This window comes from Bacteroidia bacterium (assembly GCA_016218155.1).
In the GTDB taxonomy this organism is placed as follows: Bacteria; Bacteroidota; Bacteroidia; order Bacteroidales; family GWA2-32-17; genus GWA2-32-17.
The window spans coordinates 17,029-37,754 of record JACREQ010000020.1; the positions used below are offsets into that span (position 1 = coordinate 17,029).

At 31.0% G+C, this 20,726-nt stretch carries 17 protein-coding genes; 10 read left to right on the plus strand and 7 right to left on the minus strand.

Annotated elements, in window-relative coordinates; translation table 11 throughout:
* Positions 1-9: 9 nt before the first annotated feature.
* On the minus strand, positions 10-1,362 hold the full coding sequence (locus HY951_02710; protein MBI5538941.1) for a site-specific integrase: 1,353 nt from the start codon (positions 1,360-1,362) through the stop codon (positions 10-12).
* Between the two features lie 634 nt (positions 1,363-1,996).
* On the opposite strand from HY951_02710, the gene HY951_02715 reads away from it, so the two are divergent.
* Entirely contained in the window at positions 1,997-3,316 is a 1,320-nt protein-coding gene (locus HY951_02715; protein MBI5538942.1) for an ATP-binding protein, read from the plus strand.
* A 120-nt stretch (positions 3,317-3,436) separates the two neighbouring features.
* Here the strand turns inward: HY951_02715 and HY951_02720 are convergent, their stop codons facing one another.
* Both HY951_02720 and truA read right to left on the minus strand, forming a co-directional pair.
* The gene (locus HY951_02720) at positions 3,437-5,842 is read right to left on the minus strand and encodes an outer membrane beta-barrel protein (protein MBI5538943.1); all 2,406 of its coding nucleotides are present in this window, start codon (positions 5,840-5,842) and stop codon (positions 3,437-3,439) included.
* A 66-nt stretch (positions 5,843-5,908) separates the two neighbouring features.
* Positions 5,909-6,667: a tRNA pseudouridine(38-40) synthase TruA gene (gene truA / locus HY951_02725; protein ID MBI5538944.1), complete on the minus strand. Its 759-nt coding sequence runs from the start codon at positions 6,665-6,667 to the stop codon at positions 5,909-5,911.
* A gap of 102 nt (positions 6,668-6,769) precedes the next feature.
* On the opposite strand from truA, the gene HY951_02730 reads away from it, so the two are divergent.
* From HY951_02730 to HY951_02770, 9 genes are all read left to right on the plus strand, one after another.
* Positions 6,770-7,765 carry an AAA family ATPase gene (locus HY951_02730; protein MBI5538945.1) on the plus strand — a complete coding sequence of 332 codons (996 nt, stop codon included), beginning with the start codon at positions 6,770-6,772 and terminating at the stop codon, positions 7,763-7,765.
* Positions 7,766-7,774: 9 nt separating this feature from the next.
* Positions 7,775-8,188 carry a hypothetical protein gene (locus tag HY951_02735; protein MBI5538946.1) on the plus strand — a complete coding sequence of 138 codons (414 nt, stop codon included), beginning with the start codon at positions 7,775-7,777 and terminating at the stop codon, positions 8,186-8,188.
* Positions 8,189-8,199: 11 nt separating this feature from the next.
* Positions 8,200-9,072, plus strand: coding sequence for a DUF58 domain-containing protein (locus HY951_02740; protein MBI5538947.1), 873 nt, complete (start codon positions 8,200-8,202; stop codon positions 9,070-9,072).
* Between the two features lie 11 nt (positions 9,073-9,083).
* A complete protein-coding gene (locus HY951_02745) occupies positions 9,084-10,073 on the plus strand; it encodes a hypothetical protein (GenBank protein ID MBI5538948.1) in 990 nt (329 codons plus the stop codon).
* Positions 10,066-11,058 (plus strand): VWA domain-containing protein, encoded by a 993-nt coding sequence (locus HY951_02750; protein ID MBI5538949.1) that lies wholly within the window; start codon positions 10,066-10,068, stop codon positions 11,056-11,058. Before HY951_02745 ends, HY951_02750 begins: the two co-directional genes overlap by 8 nt.
* A gap of 1 nt (position 11,059) precedes the next feature.
* On the plus strand, positions 11,060-12,103 hold the full coding sequence (locus tag HY951_02755) for a VWA domain-containing protein (GenBank protein ID MBI5538950.1): 1,044 nt from the start codon (positions 11,060-11,062) through the stop codon (positions 12,101-12,103).
* Complete coding sequence (locus tag HY951_02760; protein MBI5538951.1) at positions 12,100-12,789, plus strand: tetratricopeptide repeat protein; 690 nt, start codon at positions 12,100-12,102, stop codon at positions 12,787-12,789. Before HY951_02755 ends, HY951_02760 begins: the two co-directional genes overlap by 4 nt.
* A 105-nt stretch (positions 12,790-12,894) precedes the next feature.
* The gene (locus HY951_02765; protein MBI5538952.1) at positions 12,895-14,724 is read left to right on the plus strand and encodes a protein BatD; all 1,830 of its coding nucleotides are present in this window, start codon (positions 12,895-12,897) and stop codon (positions 14,722-14,724) included.
* Position 14,725: 1 nt separating this feature from the next.
* Positions 14,726-15,481 (plus strand): tetratricopeptide repeat protein, encoded by a 756-nt coding sequence (locus HY951_02770; protein ID MBI5538953.1) that lies wholly within the window; start codon positions 14,726-14,728, stop codon positions 15,479-15,481.
* On the opposite strand, the gene HY951_02775 is transcribed toward HY951_02770, so the two are convergent.
* The 4 genes from HY951_02775 to nifJ form a co-directional block, all read right to left on the minus strand.
* The gene (locus tag HY951_02775; protein ID MBI5538954.1) at positions 15,478-16,221 is read right to left on the minus strand and encodes a hypothetical protein; all 744 of its coding nucleotides are present in this window, start codon (positions 16,219-16,221) and stop codon (positions 15,478-15,480) included. The two genes, HY951_02770 and HY951_02775, sit on opposite strands and share 4 nt — an antisense overlap.
* 96 nt (positions 16,222-16,317) lie before the next feature.
* Positions 16,318-16,689, minus strand: coding sequence for a LysR family transcriptional regulator (locus HY951_02780; GenBank protein MBI5538955.1), 372 nt, complete (start codon positions 16,687-16,689; stop codon positions 16,318-16,320).
* Positions 16,690-16,753: 64 nt separating this feature from the next.
* Complete coding sequence (locus tag HY951_02785) at positions 16,754-17,035, minus strand: pyrimidine/purine nucleoside phosphorylase (protein ID MBI5538956.1); 282 nt, start codon at positions 17,033-17,035, stop codon at positions 16,754-16,756.
* Between the two features lie 84 nt (positions 17,036-17,119).
* Positions 17,120-20,671 carry a pyruvate:ferredoxin (flavodoxin) oxidoreductase gene (nifJ, locus tag HY951_02790; protein MBI5538957.1) on the minus strand — a complete coding sequence of 1,184 codons (3,552 nt, stop codon included), beginning with the start codon at positions 20,669-20,671 and terminating at the stop codon, positions 17,120-17,122.
* Positions 20,672-20,726 lie beyond the last annotated feature (55 nt).

Consider the following 20,726-nt stretch of genomic DNA (forward strand, 5'->3'; position numbering starts at 1 on the left):
TAATAAACATTACAATAAATTTTTATTTGCTTCATCAAGCACGTTGTTTTCAAAACTATCTAAATAAATTTGTGTTGTTTTCTCAGATTTATGGCCCAGAGCTTCACTGATAATTGAAGTAGAAATTCCACTTTTTTTAAGTATTGTGGCATAAGAATGCCTTGCAACATAAGTTGTAAGCTCGATAGAAAGTTTTGCTTTTGCAGAAACAAATTTAAGATCTTCATTAGTTTGATATAAAACTTTATGTATTCTATTTCTTATAGTTTCTTCAGTTTTATGAATTTTGCTATATAGAATTGGAAATATATAATCATTTTCTCCTAAGCTAATTTTAGAATAGTGATCTAAAATATCTTGAGCTGGCTTTAAAATTCCAAGATTATATTGCTTACCTGTTTTAGCACGTTTATAAATTAACCTACCATTAATAACATTTTGCCAGGTCAATTGAGCTATATCAGTAAAGTTTATTCCGCTACAATAAAAACTAAATAGAAAATAATTAACTGAATCAAATACATCTGATTCAGGATGAAATCTATATTTCTCTATTTTCCTTAAATCTTCTCTTGAAATAGCACGTTTTACCGTTTCCAAATTAAACTTAGAAATTTTATAATCTCTGAATGGATATGTATCTCTTTCTGCCTCACCTTCTATTATAGCCTTATTATATACTGCCCTTAAAGTTCGCATATAATATGACATACTACTTTCTTTGACTCCCCTTGAAATCTTTCCATCTTTTACAGTATCATATACTTTTCTTTTATTCTTACTATCCTTACTATTCTTACTATCCTTACTATTCTTACTATTCTTACTATTCTTAATCTCAGTCCGAACTTTTACCTGTTTAACAACACTTTTCTCTCTATAATATTGCTCGTATTTCTGCAAAAATGAGACTGAAATATCTGAAAAACATAGCTCTTGTTTATTTGTAAAATTTCTTAACGAATTCTTAAGATCACCATAGACTGTTGCATTACCTAATCTATTTGCTGCCTTCAAATCTTTAATTATTTTTTCGATAAATGGAAACACTCCCATTGAACCCTGTTTCTTTTTAATTTTCTTCTGAACTTCGTTTAGGCTATAATAAGATTTCTTTTCATCTAATGATAATAAGAGTTTTTCCGCATCGATTCTTTTTTGCTTAATTACAATATCTAATAATTGTTTATTAGGATGTTTCTTTTTAGGCTCATTTTTCTCTAAATCCCACAAATCAATTGGACATGAATAACCTACAGAAACATACTTAACTTTTCTATTCATAATTATTCGTAACATTATTGGATGTTCACCATTTTTTAATACCTTTGAGGTATATAATAGAACTTTAAATGTTGCCATATCTGATTGTTAAGTTTAATATTGGTTTAAACATAGATTAAACAAATATATGAAAAATCGAAATAATAATCAATATATCAATAAACAAAAAATTCTTATAAAATTGATTTATAAGAATATATAAAAATATGAAAATTAAAACTGCTAGATTAAACATTTCTTCTAAGCTGTGGGTCAAGCGTTCGAATCGCTTCGGAATCACAAAATAAAATGCATAGAGCCTTTGAAAGAAGGCTTTTTTCATTTGTATTTATGAGCCAGATTTATCTGAGCGAATATTAACAAATGAAAAATAAATGACGAAGTCATTGTATTTTATTATGTGCTAATATCCCCCATTTGCAGATCACCGAAGGTAATCGCAAGCTAGTTTAAATAGTATGAATAGGAAATAAAACCCAGTTTGAACACCAAAGAAATAAAAAAGAAGGAATTTAAGTCCTGCTTTTTTGCTTTTGATGATTTTATTAAAATATTATTAAAAAAACTATAATTCATTATCCAGAATCATTCGCATTGACTTTTTAACAAAACACGACCATATTCGACCTGACTTTTTAACATTTTAAAGTATATTTTGCCTTGACTTTTTAACATTTATATTTATATTTGTTCAAATTTTACATATAATCACATGAATAGATACATATTACGCGAATTAGAAAAATGGAAGAAAGACCAGAAACGAAAATCGCTTCTACTTAGGGGTGCAAGACAAATTGGAAAAACATATATAATTCGTGAATTAGGCAAGCAATTCAAATACTTTTTAGAAGTAAATTTTGACTCAGAATCTGAAATAAGACAGTTTTTTGACGGTAACCTAAATCCAAATGAAATATGTACAAAACTTTCTGCTTATTATAACATACCAATTGTTGATGGAGAAACGCTTTTGTTTTTGGATGAGATACAAATTTGTAAACCTGCAATACAATCATTAAGATATTTTCACGAAAGAAGACCTAATTTACATGTTGTTGCCACTGGCTCTTTACTTGAGTTTGCTTTAGAAGAGATTCCATCATTTGGCGTTGGAAGAATAACATCATTGTTTATGTACCCAATGTCGTTTAATGAGTTTTTGGAAGCTGCTAAGCAAACAGGACTAATTAAAATGAAGAAAAAAGCTTCTCCTGAATCTTCTTTAGATGAAACGTTTCATAAGAACTTAACAGATTGGATTAAAAAATTTATGATAGTTGGAGGAATGCCTGAGGCTGTTAAAACTTTTATTGATACAGGAGATCTAATTCAAACACAAAGAATACTTGATAACATTATTATTTCGCTAGAAGACGATTTTGCAAAATATAAATCAAGAATAAATGTAGGACGATTAAAAGATGTATTCCGTTCAGTAATGAATCAATCTGGAAATAAATTTAACGTTTCAAAATCTTCTGAAAATGGTAACCAGGTTCAAAAAAACGAAGCACTTGAAATGCTTATTATGTCTGGACTTTGTTATAAAGTACTACATAGTTCTGCAAATGGATTACCACTTTCAATCGGAAAAAACTCTAAAATTTTTAAGGTTATTTTTTTTGATACAGGCATTATTCAACGTTCTTTAAAGCTAAAGATGGCCGATTTCATAACAGCTGAAAACCTTAATCAGATTAATAAAGGAAATATAGCCGAACAATATACAGGGATAGAACTCATAAAAAATTTATTTACTCATTCCAAACCAGAACTTTATTATTGGCACCGAGAAAAACGTAGTAGTAGCGCAGAAGTTGATTACTTACTTGAGCTAAATAACAAGATATTACCTGTAGAAGTAAAGTCTGGAACACAAGGCAAAATGCAAAGCCTACATATTTTTATGGAAAGTAAAAAAACAAATATTGGAATTCGTATTTCATTGGAAAATTTTTCAAAATATCAGAAAATTGAAGTTTTTCCTTTATATGCAATTGAAAGAATAATAGAAATAAACCAGAATTAAAACTCAATCTGAAAAATAAATGACGAAGTCATTGCATTTTATTTTGTGCTAATTTCCCCCTTTGCCAATCACCGAAGGTAATCGCAAATAAACGACAAAATAATCATCAAGATTTAATATCTAAAGCGCTCCCTCATCCTCAAAAGTATTGATACTTTTTCTTGGACCTTTTTTTCCTAAACCAAAATTATAACGAATATTAATTCCAATTCTGCGATTATCGGAATATCTGTCACCTGAGGTCTGAATAGCTCCTTGATTTAACTTAAACTCTGTAACCATTGTCCTTAAAACGTCTCTAACATTTACTGTTATGGTTAGGTTTTTGTTTAAAAGAGTCTGAGTAATTCCAACATTTAGTGCGCCAAAATTATTCAACTCATAAAATCCCTGTTGACCTTTTACCATCATAAAACCACTTAACGTTAATTTTGTTTGCCTTAAAAGGTTTAGTGAATGAAAGGTAAATAAACGCCAACTACCACGTTCATATGCAAATGGTTTTCCTTCGTAATAACCATTGTAATCGTTAAGATTATACTGTGCACCTAATGCAAAAAAATACTTTCCACCCGGAGGTATTCCTGCCATAGCCCTGAAATATGTTTCTTTGCTTGTTCCAAGATTATCATATGTCATTACTGCTATACTACTATTATTTTCATCACTGTAAACTACATTTGAAAAAATATCTTTCGTATAATTTTGTCCAACAGCAAATACTGGCATATCTTCAAAGCTAACATTAAACTCAATATTATCGGTAAACTGCGGTTTTAAATTAGGGTTTCCAGTTTCATACAAAAAAGGATCAATATATTTTTTATAAGGATTTAAATTCTGATAATCCGGACGTGTTATGGTTCTACGGTAAATAAGATATGATTTTAATTCAATTCCAAACATTCTGAAAAGTCTTCTGCTGATATATACATACGGAAAGAAATCTGCTCTGCTTATAATAAAATTGGTTTTTGAAGGAATAGTCTGGTTGCCTTTCATAAAAGTATGCTCCAGTCTGCAACCGGCTTTAATCATAATATCTGCAAAAATTGTTTTTGATGCTTGAAAATAAACAGCATTTATTCCTTCATTGTAATTAAAGGCATTTGTACGAATTGTATCAGGAATGCTAAAACCAACTGAATCACTAAAATAACCTGCTTTACTATTAAAGCTCTGCCATGAACTTTTTATTCCTGTTTCAATCTTTAATTTATGAGGTAATTGATAAGTTAAATCTGACTGAAAAAGAAAAAAATGTCTTTTCTGCGTATTTTCACCGTTACCCATAACATTATATAGAAATGGCAAACTATAATTTGAACTATATTCCTGCATGGAATTATTTGTTGATAAATTATAACTAAATTTAGTATCCAGGTCTGAACCTAAAGTATCTAATTTAGTATTAATTCCAAAATCCTGACTCAAATTAATAAGTTTAAAGTTATTTGTTATGAGGTCTTCACTTTCCGATAAATGCAGATAACTATAATCTTCTATATAAGTATTGGTACGAGAATCGGTATTCTTTTCAGTGTAGCTAATACGACCATCATAGCTTAAATTAGTATTTTTGCTAACATCATACCCAATACCAAAACCTAAATAACCCAGATTACTTTGTTGTCTGCTAACTGCAGCCTGATTTAAAGAGGTATCAGGTTTCAAATATCTAACAGAATTAAGATCTTCCTGTAAATCGTTTCGGTTAAAATTTGCATTAAAATAATAAGTGGTATTATTGCCACTGTTATTAAGGCTAAAACCGGCAAACCGATTACCGTATTTGCCCTGATTCATACCAAGATTAAAATTACCAAAGCGACCAATTTTCATTCCTTTCTTTAGAATAATGTTAATTATTCCTCCGGAAGTTGCCGCATCATATTTTGTTGAAGGAGTTCTTATCACTTCAATTTTCTCTATACTTCCCGGAGGAAGATTTCTAAGCAGACTCATAATATCCTGACTGCTTAATTTTTGTTCCCTTCCATTAACAAAGATCACAGCAGGAGTTGCACTTGTTAAATAAATTCCAGCTTCGTTATCTACAAATAAACCCGGAGTACTTTCTAAAACTTCCAGTGTATTAGTACTTATTCCTATCATTGGCTTCGGATCGATAATCATTTTATCTTCCTCTTGCCTTATTAATGGTTTTCCTGAAGATATTGTTACTTCTCCAAGTGATACTGCATTTTCTTTTAAGATATAATCAAAAGACCTGCTAACAGCCTTAACTGAAATTGTTTTTTCGATATTCTGAAAACCTATATATGATATTTTAACAATATATAAACCATCACTAATATTTTTAAATTCACTTATACCATTATCATTTGTTGTTCCAAGAAATTTTTTGGTAGAATCTGATACTGCTTTAAGTTGAATTGTAGCACCAAACAAAGGAGATTTTTGATTATCTTTAACTTTTATTGTAATATTCTGGCTAATGCTTATTTCGGGAAATGCAATAAATAAAATTGCAATAAATAGAACAAATAAAATATTTTTCTTCATTTAATATTAAAATATGTTATGCGAAAATAGAATAATTAATTGTAAGAAAATCCGGCTTAACATTTATTATAAATAAATATCACTTGGATAAATGATGTCGGTCAGAAATAACCCTTTTGCAGGTAAAGACATTGATGCTTTACATCTATCCTTACTCTCAATAATTTCGTATAGTTCCTCAATAGAAATTTTTCCTTTACCTACATCTAATAAAGTACCGGCAATTGCTCTTACCATGTTTCTTAAAAAACGATCGGCAGAAATTGTAAAAATTAAAATATCACCATGATTTGTCCATTCGGCCTTTGTTAACTTACAATTATTGGTTTTTGTATTAGTGTGCAATTTGCTAAAACTTGTAAAATCAGATACGCCAATTAATATTTTTGCAGCTTTATTCATTTCTTCAATATTGAGCTTTGAAAAATAATAAAATGAAAAATCATTTAAAAATGGATTTTTCTTCGTAGTAATTCTGTATTGATAAGTTCTATTAATAGCAGCAAACCGGGCATTTGCATCTGATTTTACTTTTCTTATTTTATGAAATACTATATCAAATGGTAAAAAGCTATTCATTTCTGATACAAACTCTTCTGTAATTAAAGCAGAAGTATCAAAATGAGCAACAAAAAATTCAGAATGAACTCCTGCATCAGTTCTTCCTGCACCTGTAACTTCGATGTTTTCACCCAGCTTTAAACTTAACTTTTCGTTAATGGTTTGCTGAACAGAAATGCCGTTTCGCTGAATCTGCCAGCCGGAATATCTTGTGCCCACAAAGGACAATTCTATGAAGTATCTGTTTATCAAGCTATAATACATTAACTAATTTTAACAAAATTATAACTTTATTAATTAAATGCTGACATAATTTTGGTGAATAATTTTTAACAGAAAAACAAGACAAGAAAAAATTAAATAATTATGAGTGTAACAGTTGACATTAAGGAACTTAACGAAAGAATACAACAAGAGAGTGCTTTCGTTGATTTAATTAACATGGAAATGAGTAAAGTGATTGTAGGGCAAAAGCATTTAATTGAAAGCCTTATGATATGTTTATTGTCTAATGGTCATGTTTTACTTGAAGGAGTTCCGGGATTAGCAAAAACACTTGCAATAAACACACTTGCAAATACCATTGATGCAAAATTCAGTCGTATTCAGTTTACTCCTGACCTTTTACCTGCCGATCTTATTGGAACTATGATTTATAGTCAGAAACAGGAAACATTTATTGTAAAAAAAGGACCTATATTCAGTAACTTTATTCTTGCAGATGAAATTAACCGTTCTCCTGCAAAAGTTCAGAGTGCTTTGTTAGAGGCAATGCAAGAGCGTCAGGTAACAATTGGCGAACAATCATATAAACTTGACGATCCTTTTATGGTTCTTGCAACACAAAACCCTATTGAACAGGAAGGAACCTATCCTTTACCAGAAGCACAACTCGACCGTTTTATGTTAAAGGTAATTATTACATATCCAAAAAAAGAAGAAGAACAATTAATTGTTCGCCAGAATCTTTCAAAACTTTTCCCGATTGCTAATGCAGTATTAAAAACAAAAGACATAATAAAAGCTCGTGATGTAGTTAAAGATGTTTACATGGACGAGAAAATTGAGCGATATATTCTGGATATTGTTTTTGCTACCCGCTTTCCTCAGGATTATAATTTAGAGAAATTCAAATCAATGATAAATTATGGAGCATCACCACGTGCAAGTATATATTTAGCATCTGCAGCAAAAGCATTTGCATTTATCAAGCGTCGTGGTTATGTAATTCCTGAAGATATTCGTGCAGTTTGTCATGATGTACTACGCCATCGTATAGGACTGACTTACGAAGCAGAAGCAGAAAACATAACAACAACAGATATTATTAATGAAATTCTTAATACTGTTGAAGTACCTTAATATAATATTATGAAAAATAACCTAAACATTACTATTCTACTATTCATCACATTCTTTTTAAATCTTACTTTAAGTGCTCAAAATATGGTTGGATTATCTAAGGATGAAGTGCAAAAACAAATGAATAAAAATTTCACAAAATTTGCAGCAAATTCATTTGGAATCAGTACTAATATCAACACTCTTAAATATGTTGATTCAAAAACTGACAGAACTCTAATCTTTTATTTTGGCAAAGATAACAAATGTCAATATTCAAAAATGATAGAAGACATGGATGTTATTGATACAAGAATTAAAGAATTTAATACCAAATTTAAACCAGCCGGGAATTTGCAATGGATTGAAACCAAAAACGGAAAAAACTATAAAATTAAAATAGAAAAAGAAGAATATATTTTTAACGTTATTATCTCTGATTAATTTTTTGAAAAGTGGAAGCTACTGATTTGTTGAAAAAAGTGAGGAAGATTGAGATTAAGACAAAAATGTTGTCTAATCAGGTGTTTGCAGGCGAATATCATAGCGCATTTAAAGGAAAAGGGATGACTTTTAGTGAAGTCAGAGAGTATCAGTTTGGCGATGATATAAGAAATATTGACTGGAATGTTACTGCAAGATTCAATCACCCTTATGTAAAAATATATGAAGAAGAAAGAGAGTTAACCGTAATGCTTTTGGTTGATGTTAGCGGATCAAAAGATTTTGGAACACAAGGTCAGTTAAAAAAGAATCTTATGGCTGAACTATGTGCTGTACTTTCCTTCTCTGCAATTTATAACAATGATAAAATTGGAATTATTTTTTTCTCGGATAAAGTCGAAAAATTTATTCCACCTCAAAAAGGGAAAAAACATATACTTAGAATTATCAGCGAACTGTTAAACTTTAAAGCACAAAATCAAGGAACTAATATTGGTGAGGCCATCAGATTTTTTACTAATGTTACAAAAAAACGTAGCACTGCCTTTATCATCTCTGACTTTATTGATAATGGTTTCGAAGAAGCAGTAAAAATCTCAAGCCGAAAACATGATTTAATCGCACTTCGTGTTTTTGATGAAAGAGAAACCAATATGCCATCAATTGGTTTAGCTTGTTTTAAAGATGCCGAAACCAATGAAATTCGCTGGGTTGATACATCTAGCAGTACTGTTCGTAACAATTATAAAAGCTGGTGGATTCAAAAAGATAAAGCACTTAACGAAATCTTTTTAAAATATGGAATTGATTCCTTAAAATTAAAAACCGATCAGGATTACGTTAAACCATTAATGAATCTGTTTAAAAGAAGGATTAATAAATAGAAGTTGATAAAATGAGAAGGATTCTTTTATTTGGAACATTGTTTATAATTTTTCCTGCAATTGTTTTCTCACAAATGATGACAATTGAGGCAAAACTCGATTCTAATAAATTCTTAATTGGTGATCAGATAAAACTTCATCTATTGGTTACAAAACCTAAAAGTGCTAACCTCAACTTTCCTGTATTACCGGATAGTTTAGCTGGAGGAGTTGAAATTATTGAAAGATTTAAAACCGATACAATTAGTAAAAACGGAGATTTAATTAAACTGGATCAATCCTATTTAATAACTTCATTTGATAGTGGAAAACATGCCATACCTCCTATACCATTTGAATTTTTACGAGATACTATAGTTGACACTCTCTTCACCGACTCTGTTTTCTTTTATGTTAACACCTTGCAGGTTGACACTACAAGAAAAACTATTTATGACATAAAAGCTCCAATTGACGAGCCTTTTAGCATAATGGAAATTTTAGGTTACATTATTTGGGGATTAGCCGGACTAATTGTCATTTTACTGGCATATTACGCTTACCGCAAATTCAGGAAAAAAGAACCATTAATTAAAATACCTCAAAAACCAGCTGAACTACCTCATGTAATTGCTTTAAGAGAGTTAGATAAATTAAAAGAGAAAAAATTATGGCAAAATAATTTAATTAAAAAATACCATACCGAACTTACCGATATAATCAGAAAATATATTGAAGCAAGATTTTTTATCCCTGCAATGGAAATGACAAGTTATGAAATTATCGAAGCTTTAGAACACGAAAAATATCTTTCAGGTGAGAACCATTCTGGATTGCGCCAGCTTCTTACACTTGCAGATTTTGTAAAATTCGCAAAAGCTCAGCCATTGCCTGATGAAAATGATTTAAGTATTAGACATGCATATCAGTTTGTAAATGAAACAAAACTTATTGAAAAAATACAGGAAGTAATAAGTCCTGAGAAACCAATAGAAGAAACGAAAGGAGGTACAAATGCCTAACTACGTTTTTGCAAATCCGGGATATTTATTATTACTTGTACTAATTATTCCAGTAATAGTATGGTATATATTTAAACAGAAAAAATCTGTTCCAACTATACAGTTATCAACACTACAAGGCTTTGGTGAGAAAAGAGTTTCTTTCAGAAACATTTTAAAACATGTTTTATTTGGATTCAGAATTTTATGTTTTTCATTTTTAATTCTTGCACTTGCTCGCCCACAATCTACAAATAGTTGGCAAAATGTTTCTACCGAAGGTATAGATATTATAATATCATTAGATATTTCTGGTAGTATGTTAGCTCAGGATTTTAAACCAGACAGATTAGAAGCAAGTAAAAGCATCGCTGCAGAATTTATCAATAGTCGTCCAAATGATAGAATGGGACTTGTTGTATTTAGTGGAAAAAGTTTTACTCAATGCCCTCTAACAACCGACCATGCTGTTCTTATAAATTTATTTAAAGGAATAAAATTCGGTTTAATTGATGATGGCACTGCAATAGGTGAAGGAATTGCAACTGCTGTTAACAGAATTAAAAACAGTAATGCCAAAAGTAAAACTATTATTCTGCTTACAGATGGAGTAAATAATGCAGGTTCGATAGCACCTGTTACTGCTGCCGAAATTGCTAAAACATATGGAATACGAATTTACACTATTGGTGTTGGAACTTTAGGTCAAGCTCCTTATCCATTTCAAACACCTTTTGGCACTCAAATTCAAATGATGAATGTTGAAATTGATGAACCAGTGCTAAAACAAATTGCTAAAATGACAGATGGTAAATATTTTCGTGCTACAAATAATGAGAAATTACGCGAAATTTATAAAGAAATTGATAAGCTTGAAAAAACAAAAATTGCTATAAAAGAATATAGAAAACATAAAGAAGAATTTTTTCCATTTTTATTAATTGCTTCACTTTTATTCTTCTTTGAATTGATTTTTAAATTAACATTATTGAAAAAAATACCATAATATGTTTAAGTTCGGTCACCCTGAAGTTTTGTATGGATTGCTTGCAGTTGCGCTGTTTGCAGGGTTATTTGTGCTAAATATATTTTTACGCAAAAAAGCTCTGAATAAATTCGGACAAAACTCGCTTATTAAATTTCTAATGCCTGATGTTGCTGGATGGCGAAGAAATTTAAAATTTATTCTTTTAATGGTCGCTTATGTATCCATTGTTTTTGGGTTAAGCGATCCTATGGTTGGCAGCAAATTGGATAATGTTAAACGCAAAGGTGTTGAGCTTGTTATTGCTCTTGATGTTTCTAACAGTATGTTAGCCGAAGATGTTTATCCAAGCAGACTGGAAGCATCTAAAATGGCAATTGAAAAATTAGTAGATAAATTAAGTAATGATAAAATCGGATTAATTGTTTTTGCCGGCGATGCATTTACACAATTACCCTTAACTGCCGATTATGTTTCAGCAAAAATGTTTCTTGAAGGCATATCAACTCAATCTGTTCCGATACAAGGCACAGACATTGGCAAAGCTATAGAAACAGGAATGAAATCGTTTAGCTCAATTGAAGGCGAAAAAAATAAAGTGCTCGTTATTATTTCTGATGGAGAAAATCATGAAGAAGGTGTTAATGAATTAGCTGCTGAAGCAGCAAAAAAAGGAATAATAATTCATACTATTGGAATGGGCCAACCACAGGGTGCACCAATTCCTATTACTGGAAAGTTCGGCAAACAAGATTTTAAGACAGATAAACAAGGTGCAATAATTATTACAAAAACAAATGATGCACTACTTGGACAAATTGCTTCAGCTGGTGGCGGTGTTTATGTTAGAGCAACAAACTCCCTTACAGTATTAAATGAAATTTTTGACAAGATTGATAAAATGAATAAAAAAGAAATAGAATCACAAATATTTTCAGATTACGAGCATCAATATCAATACTTTATTGCATTTGCAATTCTTTTATTATTAGCTGATTTTATGCTGATTGAAAGAAAAAGCAAAAGATTAAAAAACATTAATTTATTTAATAAAGTAGCATTATGAGAATAACATTATACATATTAATTGCATTCACCCTGTTTACAATTAACTCTTTAGCACAAACTGATAAAAAACAAATTAGAGAAGGTAATAAGTTTTATAACAATAAAAAATTCAGAGAATCTGAGGTTGCATACCAAAAAGCATTAAAAAAAGACCCGAAATCTTTTAAAGCAGGTTTTAACCTTGGTGATGCTTTATATAAGCAGGAAAAATTTGATGAAGCTACAAAACAATTTACAGAAGTTAGTTCAAAATCTGGCGATAAAACAAATTCATCAAAAGCTTTTCATAATCTAGGCAACTCATATTTATTACAAAATAAATTCGATGAAAGTATTAATGCATATAAAAATGCATTAAGGAATAATCCTAATGATAAAGCTACAAAATATAACCTTGCTTATGCTCAGGCAATGAAGAAAAAGCAAGAACAACAACAGCAGCAACAGCAACAGCAAAACAAAGAACAACAAAACAAAGAGCAACAGCAGCAGCAAAAACAACAAGAACAGAATAAAGACGACAAAAAGAAAGACGAACAACAACAACCAAAAGATCAACAAATGTCAAAAGAAGATGCTGATAGAATGTTGCAGGCTTTGCAGGACGAAGAAAAAAACACTCAGGAAAAAGCAAAGAAAATTCAGGCACAGCAAGGAAGAAAAAATGTTGAGAAAGATTGGTAAATTAAATAAAGTAAAAAGTTTAAAGTAAAACATCAAACAATGAACATAGAACAATTAACATCAAACCAATAACATCAAACATAGAATTAAAAGTCAATTATAAAAATGGTTAAATTAAAATCACATATTACATTATTAATAATATTGTTTATTCTCATAACAACTTATTTTAGTTATGCACAGGAAGTTCAGTTTACTGCTGCAACCAAAAGTTTTGTTACAGTTGGAGAGCAATTTAGGGTAATGTTTTCTGTTAATGCTAAAGCAACAACTCTAAAGCCACCATCAATGGAAGGTTTTACAGTATTAATGGGACCAAGCACTTCGACTAGCAGTAATATTCAGGTAATTAACGGACAAGTTTCTCAATCCGTAAATTATTCTTATACATTTGTATTGCAAGCTACAAAAGAAGGAAAATACACATTTGAACCTGCTGAAGTTATTGTAGATGGTAAAACATATAAATCAAATGCATTAACTATTGAAGTTTTAAAAGGAAATCCGAATAACAATCAACAGGGAAATCAGAATCAAAATCAGACAAATAATACCGGTACTGTTTCTAATGATGACATATTTGTTAGAGTTAATTTAAACAAAACAAATGTTACACAAGGTGAACAAATTGTTGCTACCATTTCAATATATACTAGATTAAATCTTGTAGGTTTTGAAGATATGAAATTTCCTTCATTCAAAGGATTCTGGAGCGATGATCTGGAAAATCCCACACAGGTAAATTTAAAACAAGAAAAATATAATGGAACTGTTTATCAGGTGGGAGTTCTTAAAAAGACTTTATTAACACCTCAGCATGCAGGAGATATTGTTATAGACCCATATGAATTAACCTGCGTTGTCCAACAAAAAGTAAATAGAAGTCGCCAAAGTTTTTTTGATGATTTTTTTGGAAGCTATCAAAATATTAAAAAGAAGCTTGTCAGTCCTGCTGTTACAGTTCATGTAAAAGGATTACCAGGAAATAAACCTGCTGGTTTTAGCGGTGCTGTAGGTAGTTTTAAATTAGAAGCAACATTAGATAATAAAAATCCGAAAACAAATGAAGCTATTTCTTATTCTTTAAAATTGTCTGGAAACGGTAATTTAAAACTAGCCGAAGTTCCTAAAATCAATTTCCCTTCAGACTTTGAACAATATGATCCAAAAACTACAAATAATGTGTCTCCTTCTGCTGCCGGCACATCGGGTTCCAAAATAATTAATTACTTATTAATACCAAGGCATCCAGGTGAATATAAAATACCTTCAGTAAATTTCAGTTACTACGACTTAACCAGTCAGAGCTATAAAACTCTTGAAACACCTGAATTCACAGTAAATGTAGATAAAGACACTAGCGCATCGTCACAATCTGCAATAGTTTCTGAGTTTACAAAAGAAGATGTTAAATTTTTAGGATCAGATATTCATTATATCAAACCAGTAATAAACGATCTTAAAGAAAAAAATAAATATTTAATTTCTGAACCCACATTTTATTTATCTTATCCATTTGCAATGGGTTTATTTATTTTTCTGATTATCTGGAGAAGAAAACAAATAAAACAAAATGCAGATATAGCTGCAACAAAGAACAGAAAAGCCAATAGTGTTGCTAAAAAGAGACTTATACTTGCCAGTAAATACTTAAAAGAAAATAATAAAGATTTATTCTACGAAGAACTTTCACGTGCATTATGGGGTTATATAAGCGATAAACTTATTATTCCTGTTGCAGAGCTGTCTAAAGATAAAGCAAACGAAGAACTTCAAAAGAAAAATATTTCAACAGAAACTATTTCTCAAATAAACGGAATTATTGATAATTGTGAGTTTGCAAGATATTCCCCTGTATCAGACAATACACAAATGAACGATATTTATAACAACGCAACAGAACTAATTGGCAAACTCGAACAAAACCTTAGATAATATGAAGAAGATTCTTATAATAATATTTACCGTTTTTGTTTCTTTTGGAAGCTTTGCTTTATCTACTACTGCTGCATTAGATTCTGCAACCTCAGCATATAAAAGAGGTGAATTTGAGAAATCGGTTAAAGTTTATGAAACCCTTCTTTCAGAAGGCATGGAGTCGGCAACATTATACTACAATTTAGGTAATTCATATTTCAGATTAAAAAATATTCCTCAGGCTATATTAAACTTTGAACGGGCAAAACTTCTCTCCCCTGAAGATGAAGATATAAATTTCAATTTAGCTCTTGCATCAGGTTTTATTGTAGATAAAGTAAATCCTATTCCAGAATTCTTCGTTTATACATGGATAAAATCGGTAATAAATTTATTTACTGTCAATCAATGGTCAGTTATAAGTTTATCATTATTTATTATTTCTCTTTTGTTAATTATTACGTTCCTTTTTTCTGGTAAAGTTTCAATGAGAAAAATGTTTTTCTGGCTTGGTATATTATTCTTTTTAGTATCAGTATTATCAACCGTTATAGCTTTAAAAAGCCGTTCGTTTATTGTTAACCATAATGCAGCAATTGTTATGCAGGCTGTTTCTACTGCTAAGAGTTCGCCAAATGATAACAGCACCGACTTATTTATAATTCACGAAGGAACAAAAGTCACAATAACCGAAGAACTCGATGACTGGACAGAAATAAAATTAGCAGATGGAAGTGTAGGCTGGATTAAATCAAAAGATATTGAAAAGATTTAATTAACAGATGCTTTAAAACTTGTACAAATAAAATTGTCTGATTTTCTTGAATTTACTTCTTCAACAATTAGAGTAACATTATTACCTTCAAGAACTGGTTTAATTAATGTATTATCAAAAATAATTGTAGCATCTGTTGGAATTTTATATCCATCAATTGTTTTTATAGTGTCAACATAAGTTTCGCAGTATACTTCACCAGCCATAAATGTACCTTTCATACCAATAATTTCATGACCTTTAGCCCATATTACTCTACCGTCGTTACCAGTAGCTCTTAAACCAATTGCAGCAATAGCACCAATAACACCATTATTTTTCTTTCCTGAATCTTCTTTTAAAAAATCGTTTTTCTTAATAAGTGCCAGTGCATCCTTTAAAGTTACAATTTTATTTTTAGCAGTTTTTGCAAATTCTATTACCTCATCAGAAACCAATTCGAGTTTTGCAAAAACAATTGCAGGTTGTGCTACTTTCTCACTATTTCTAAATACAAATTCTTTACAAAATTCAACTAACCCATCATAATTACATGCCGAAACTTCTATGCATGCAGAATTATTTCGGTTTGTATAAGCAATCTCTTTTGATAAAAAAAGTTGATGCCTTGTAATATTTAATACTTTACCAAGGTTTTGTATTTCAATTTGCTTACCTAGTTCTCTTGTAAGAAATCCTGTTCCTTTGGAAGTTTTACTATCAGTATCGTCAATGCCAATAAGAACAACGTTTTTGGGCATAATAAGAATAATTTGGTTAGTGCAAAGGTAAAGCTCTTTTTAGCGAGTTAAACTATATTTTGGCGAAAATACAAAAACAAGTGATAAAGAAAATAATTATTTATTTTTAATAAACTTCTTAAACTCCACAATGATATCTTCTACAGCAATATCAACTTTTTGATGAAGTTTATCCCAAGCTTCAACAATTTTTTTTGCTTCATCAGTTAATGTCGATGTTCCTCCACAGTCACCTCCCCTTTTTCTATCAATAAGCTGAATACCTAAGAGACTTTCAGCATTTTTAATATCGCCCCATGCTTTTCTGTAGCTAACTTTTAATTCACTAGCAGCAGCAACTAAAGAATTTGTTTTCTCTATATGTTTTAATAATGCAATTTTTCCTTCTCCAAGAATGCCTTCACCAGTTGCATCATCGAGCCATATTTTATACTCTACTCTAAAATTGTTAAGCTTGTGTGATTTCATTTAGAAAAATATATTTTCAATTAACTTTAAGTACTTTAGACACTTTAGTCACTTTTAGTACTTATTATTTATAATAACAAATATAACTAGTTTCTTCTTCAACCTTTAACTGAAATTTTTTATTTGCCTCAATGGTAAAAGTTTCTCCGTTTTTAAAGTCTTTCCAATTACTGTTATCTGGTAATTTAACTGTAAGTTTTCCAGAAACAACTGTCATAAACTCTTTCGAAGATGTTCCAAATTCATATTCTCCAGGAGCCATAACACCTAATGTTGCAGGACCTTCTTTAGGATTAAAAGCAATTGATTTTACTTTTCCGTCAAAATACTCGTTTGTTTTAAACATAATTTTTTGTTTTTGAGTTAAAAAATTAGCCACAGACTACAGAAAATAATCTGTTAATCTGTGGCTTTATTTTAATGTAATTTATTATACTGTTTTTTCGGTTACAATTGCATCTACAAGATGTTTATAACTTTCATAACGCCATTTTGCATTTTCCTCAGCAGCTTTAAATAATTCAGCAGCTTCTTTTGGGAATAAACGTTTTAATGAGTTATAACGAACTTCAGAACTTAAGAAATCCTGGAATTTAGACCAATCAGGCTCTTTTGAATCTAGTTTAAATGGATTCTTACCTTCTTTTTCTAACATTGGATTGTAACGGAACATGCTCCAATAACCTGCTGCAACAGCAAGTTTTTCCTGAATCTGAGTTTTACCCATTCCGGCAACAATACCATGATTAATACATGGTGCATAAGCAATAATAATTGATGGTCCTTTGTATGCTTCAGCTTCTTTTAAAGCACGGAAGAATTGACCATTATCTGCTCCCATTGCAACCTGAGCAACATAAACATAACCATAACTCATTGCAATCATTCCAAGATCTTTCTTGCGAATTTTCTTTCCTGATGCAGCAAATTTAGCAATTGCTCCTGTTGGTGTAGATTTTGAAGATTGACCTCCGGTATTTGAATAAACTTCGGTATCAACAACTAAAATATTAACATCTTCGCCAGAAGCAATAACATGATCTAATCCACCAAAACCAATATCATAAGCCCAGCCATCACCACCAATAATCCACACTGATTTTTTAATCATGTATTGTTTTAAATCAACAATCTCTTTAGCTAAAGCATTTTTATCTTTCTCTAATAAAGGTAATACTTTATTTGATGCAGCTTCTGAACCTTCAGCACTATCTTTATTGTTAATCCATTCCTGACAAGCAGCATTCAAATCAGCATTTTTAGATTCAGCAATTAATCTGGTCATTCTATCGGCAATTCTTTCACGTATTTTATCAATACCTGAAGCCATACCAAAACCATATTCTGCGTTATCTTCAAATAGTGAATTTGCCCATGCTACTCCATGACCACTTTCGCGATTAATTCTGTATGGTGTTGCAGGAGCTGATCCACCATAAATTGATGAACAACCTGTAGCATTTGCTACTATCATTCTTTCGCCATAAAGTTGAGTTATTAATTTAATATAAGGTGTTTCGCCACAACCTGCACATGCGCCTGAGAATTCAAATAATGGTTGTGCAAACTGACTACTCTTAAATGTTTTAAATTTATCAACTTTCTTATATGTTACTTTATGCTCAAAATAATTCCAACGATCTACTTCAGCCATTTGTGTACCTAAAGGTTTCATCATTAATGCAACTGCTCCTTCAACTTTACGTCCAGGACAAATGTTTGCACAATTACCGCAACCTGTACAATCAAGTACACTTACCTGAATTCTGAAATTATATTGCTCAAAATCTTTACCTGTAGCTTTTAAAATCTGTGTTCCGGCAGGCATATTTTTAGTCTCAGCTTCTGTCATTAAGAATGGACGAATACAAGCGTGAGGGCAAACATAAGCACACTGGTTACACTGAATACAATTTTCAGGAATCCACTCAGGAACGTTTACTGCAATACCACGTTTTTCATATTCTGTTGTTCCGGCTGGGAAAGTTCCATCTTCGCGACCTAAAAATGCACTTACAGGTAAATCATCACCTTTCATTGCATTTACAGGGAAAACTATATTTTTAATAAAATCAGGTAAATGTGAATTATCAACATTATCTTTTCCATCAAGCTTTTTCCATTCTGCAGGAACTTCAATCTTAACAGGGCATCCACCTCTGTCTACAGATTTATAATTCATTTCAACAATCTTATCACCTTTGCTGCCATAAGATTTCTTAATAGCATATTTCATTGCTTCAACAGCTTTATCATAAGGAATTACTTCTGAAATTCTGAAGAAAGCAGCTTGTAAAATAGTATTAGTTCTGTTGCCTAATCCAATTTGTTCGGCAATTACTGTAGCATTAATGGTATAAAACTGAATATCATTATCAGCCATATATTTTTTCATAGAATTTGGAAGACGTTTTTTAGTTTCTTCTTCGTCCCAAATACTATTTAATAAGAATGTACCACCTTTTTTCAAACCTTTTAACATATCATATTTGTCAAGGTATGAAGGTACATGGCAAGCTACAAAATCAGGAGTATTTACTAAATATGGCGAACGGATTGGCTGATCACCAAAACGTAAATGCGAAGTTGTTATACCACCGGATTTTTTACTATCATAAGCAAAATAAGCTTGTGCATATTTATCTGTAGCCTCAGCAATAATTTTAATAGAGTTTTTGTTTGCACCAACTGTACCATCTGAGCCTAATCCATAAAATTTACCCTGAAATGTTCCTTTTGGAGCTAAATCTATTTCAGGAACCATTGGAAGTGAATGGAAAGTTACATCATCAACTATACCTACTGTAAAATGATTTTTTGGTTCTTTCATTTTCAAGTTATCGAAAACTGAAATCATCATTGCAGGTGTGGTATCTTTTGAACTTAAACCATAACGACCACCAATAATCATAGGACGGTTTTCTTTTTCGTAGAAAATATCTTTTACATCAAGATACAACGGATCACCATTAGCACCTGGTTCTTTAGTACGATCAAGAACAGTAATTCTCTTTACAGTTTTTGGAAGTACTTTAAAGAAATATTTTGCAGAGAATGGACGATATAAATGAACTGAAATAACGCCAACTTTTTCGCCTTTTGATACTAAATAATCAACTGCTTCTGCTAATGTTTCGGTAATCGAACCCATAGCAATAACGATATTTTCAGCATCTGGAGCACCATGATAAGTAAATGGATGATATTCTCTTCCAACTACCTTTGAAATTGCATTCATGTATTGTTCTACCATATCCGGAACTGCATCATAAAATTTATTTGCAGCCTCACGAGATTGGAAATAAATATCAGGATTCTGAGCTGTACCACGCGTTACAGGGTGCTCAGGATTTAATGCTCTGTGGCGGAAATCAGAAATTAATTTTCTATCTAATAATGGTTCAATATCACTATTATCTAAATATTCTATTTTCTGAATTTCGTGTGATGTTCTGAATCCATCAAAAAAGTGAAGAAATGGTACTCTGGTTTTTAATGTAGCCAAATGTGCTACAGGTGCCAAATCCATTACTTGCTGAACAGAGCCTGTTGCCAACATTGCAAAACCTGTATTTCTGGTTGCCATAACGTCGCTATGATCACCAAAAATTGATAATGCCTGAGCAGCTAATGCTCTTGCACTAACATGAAATACACATGGTAATAATTCACCGGCAATTTTATACATATTAGGAATCATCAACAACAATCCCTGTGATGCTGTAAAAGTTGTACAAAGCGCACCAGATTGCAAAGCGCCATGAACTGCACCAGCAGCACCAGCCTCAGATTGCATTTCAGCAACTTTTACGGTTTCACCGAATAAATTTTTTCTACCTTCTGTTGCCCATTCGTCAACATTTTCAGCCATGTTTGAAGATGGTGTAATAGGATAAATACAAGCCAACTCGCTAAACATGTATGCCACATGCGCAGCCGCATGGTTTCCGTCACATGTAATAACTTTTTTTGTTTTCGTCATTTCAAATATTTTAAATATTTATATTACAACAAGTTAATTCAATAAAAATTAAAGT

Coding starts and splice junctions, on each gene's coding strand:
- HY951_02765 (MBI5538952.1), top strand. CDS start 12,895: ATGGTTAAATTAAAATCACATATTACATTATTAATAATATTGTTTATT.
- HY951_02755 (MBI5538950.1), top strand. CDS start 11,060: ATGTTTAAGTTCGGTCACCCTGAAGTTTTGTATGGATTGCTTGCAGTT.
- HY951_02710 (MBI5538941.1), bottom strand. CDS start 1,362: ATGGCAACATTTAAAGTTCTATTATATACCTCAAAGGTATTAAAAAAT.
- HY951_02720 (MBI5538943.1), bottom strand. CDS start 5,842: ATGAAGAAAAATATTTTATTTGTTCTATTTATTGCAATTTTATTTATT.
- HY951_02770 (MBI5538953.1), top strand. CDS start 14,726: ATGAAGAAGATTCTTATAATAATATTTACCGTTTTTGTTTCTTTTGGA.
- HY951_02750 (MBI5538949.1), top strand. CDS start 10,066: ATGCCTAACTACGTTTTTGCAAATCCGGGATATTTATTATTACTTGTA.
- truA (MBI5538944.1), bottom strand. CDS start 6,667: ATGTATTATAGCTTGATAAACAGATACTTCATAGAATTGTCCTTTGTG.
- nifJ (MBI5538957.1), bottom strand. CDS start 20,671: ATGACGAAAACAAAAAAAGTTATTACATGTGACGGAAACCATGCGGCT.
- HY951_02760 (MBI5538951.1), top strand. CDS start 12,100: ATGAGAATAACATTATACATATTAATTGCATTCACCCTGTTTACAATT.
- HY951_02730 (MBI5538945.1), top strand. CDS start 6,770: ATGAGTGTAACAGTTGACATTAAGGAACTTAACGAAAGAATACAACAA.
- HY951_02785 (MBI5538956.1), bottom strand. CDS start 17,035: ATGTTTAAAACAAACGAGTATTTTGACGGAAAAGTAAAATCAATTGCT.
- HY951_02780 (MBI5538955.1), bottom strand. CDS start 16,689: ATGAAATCACACAAGCTTAACAATTTTAGAGTAGAGTATAAAATATGG.
- HY951_02735 (MBI5538946.1), top strand. CDS start 7,775: ATGAAAAATAACCTAAACATTACTATTCTACTATTCATCACATTCTTT.
- HY951_02745 (MBI5538948.1), top strand. CDS start 9,084: ATGAGAAGGATTCTTTTATTTGGAACATTGTTTATAATTTTTCCTGCA.
- HY951_02715 (MBI5538942.1), top strand. CDS start 1,997: ATGAATAGATACATATTACGCGAATTAGAAAAATGGAAGAAAGACCAG.
- HY951_02775 (MBI5538954.1), bottom strand. CDS start 16,221: ATGCCCAAAAACGTTGTTCTTATTGGCATTGACGATACTGATAGTAAA.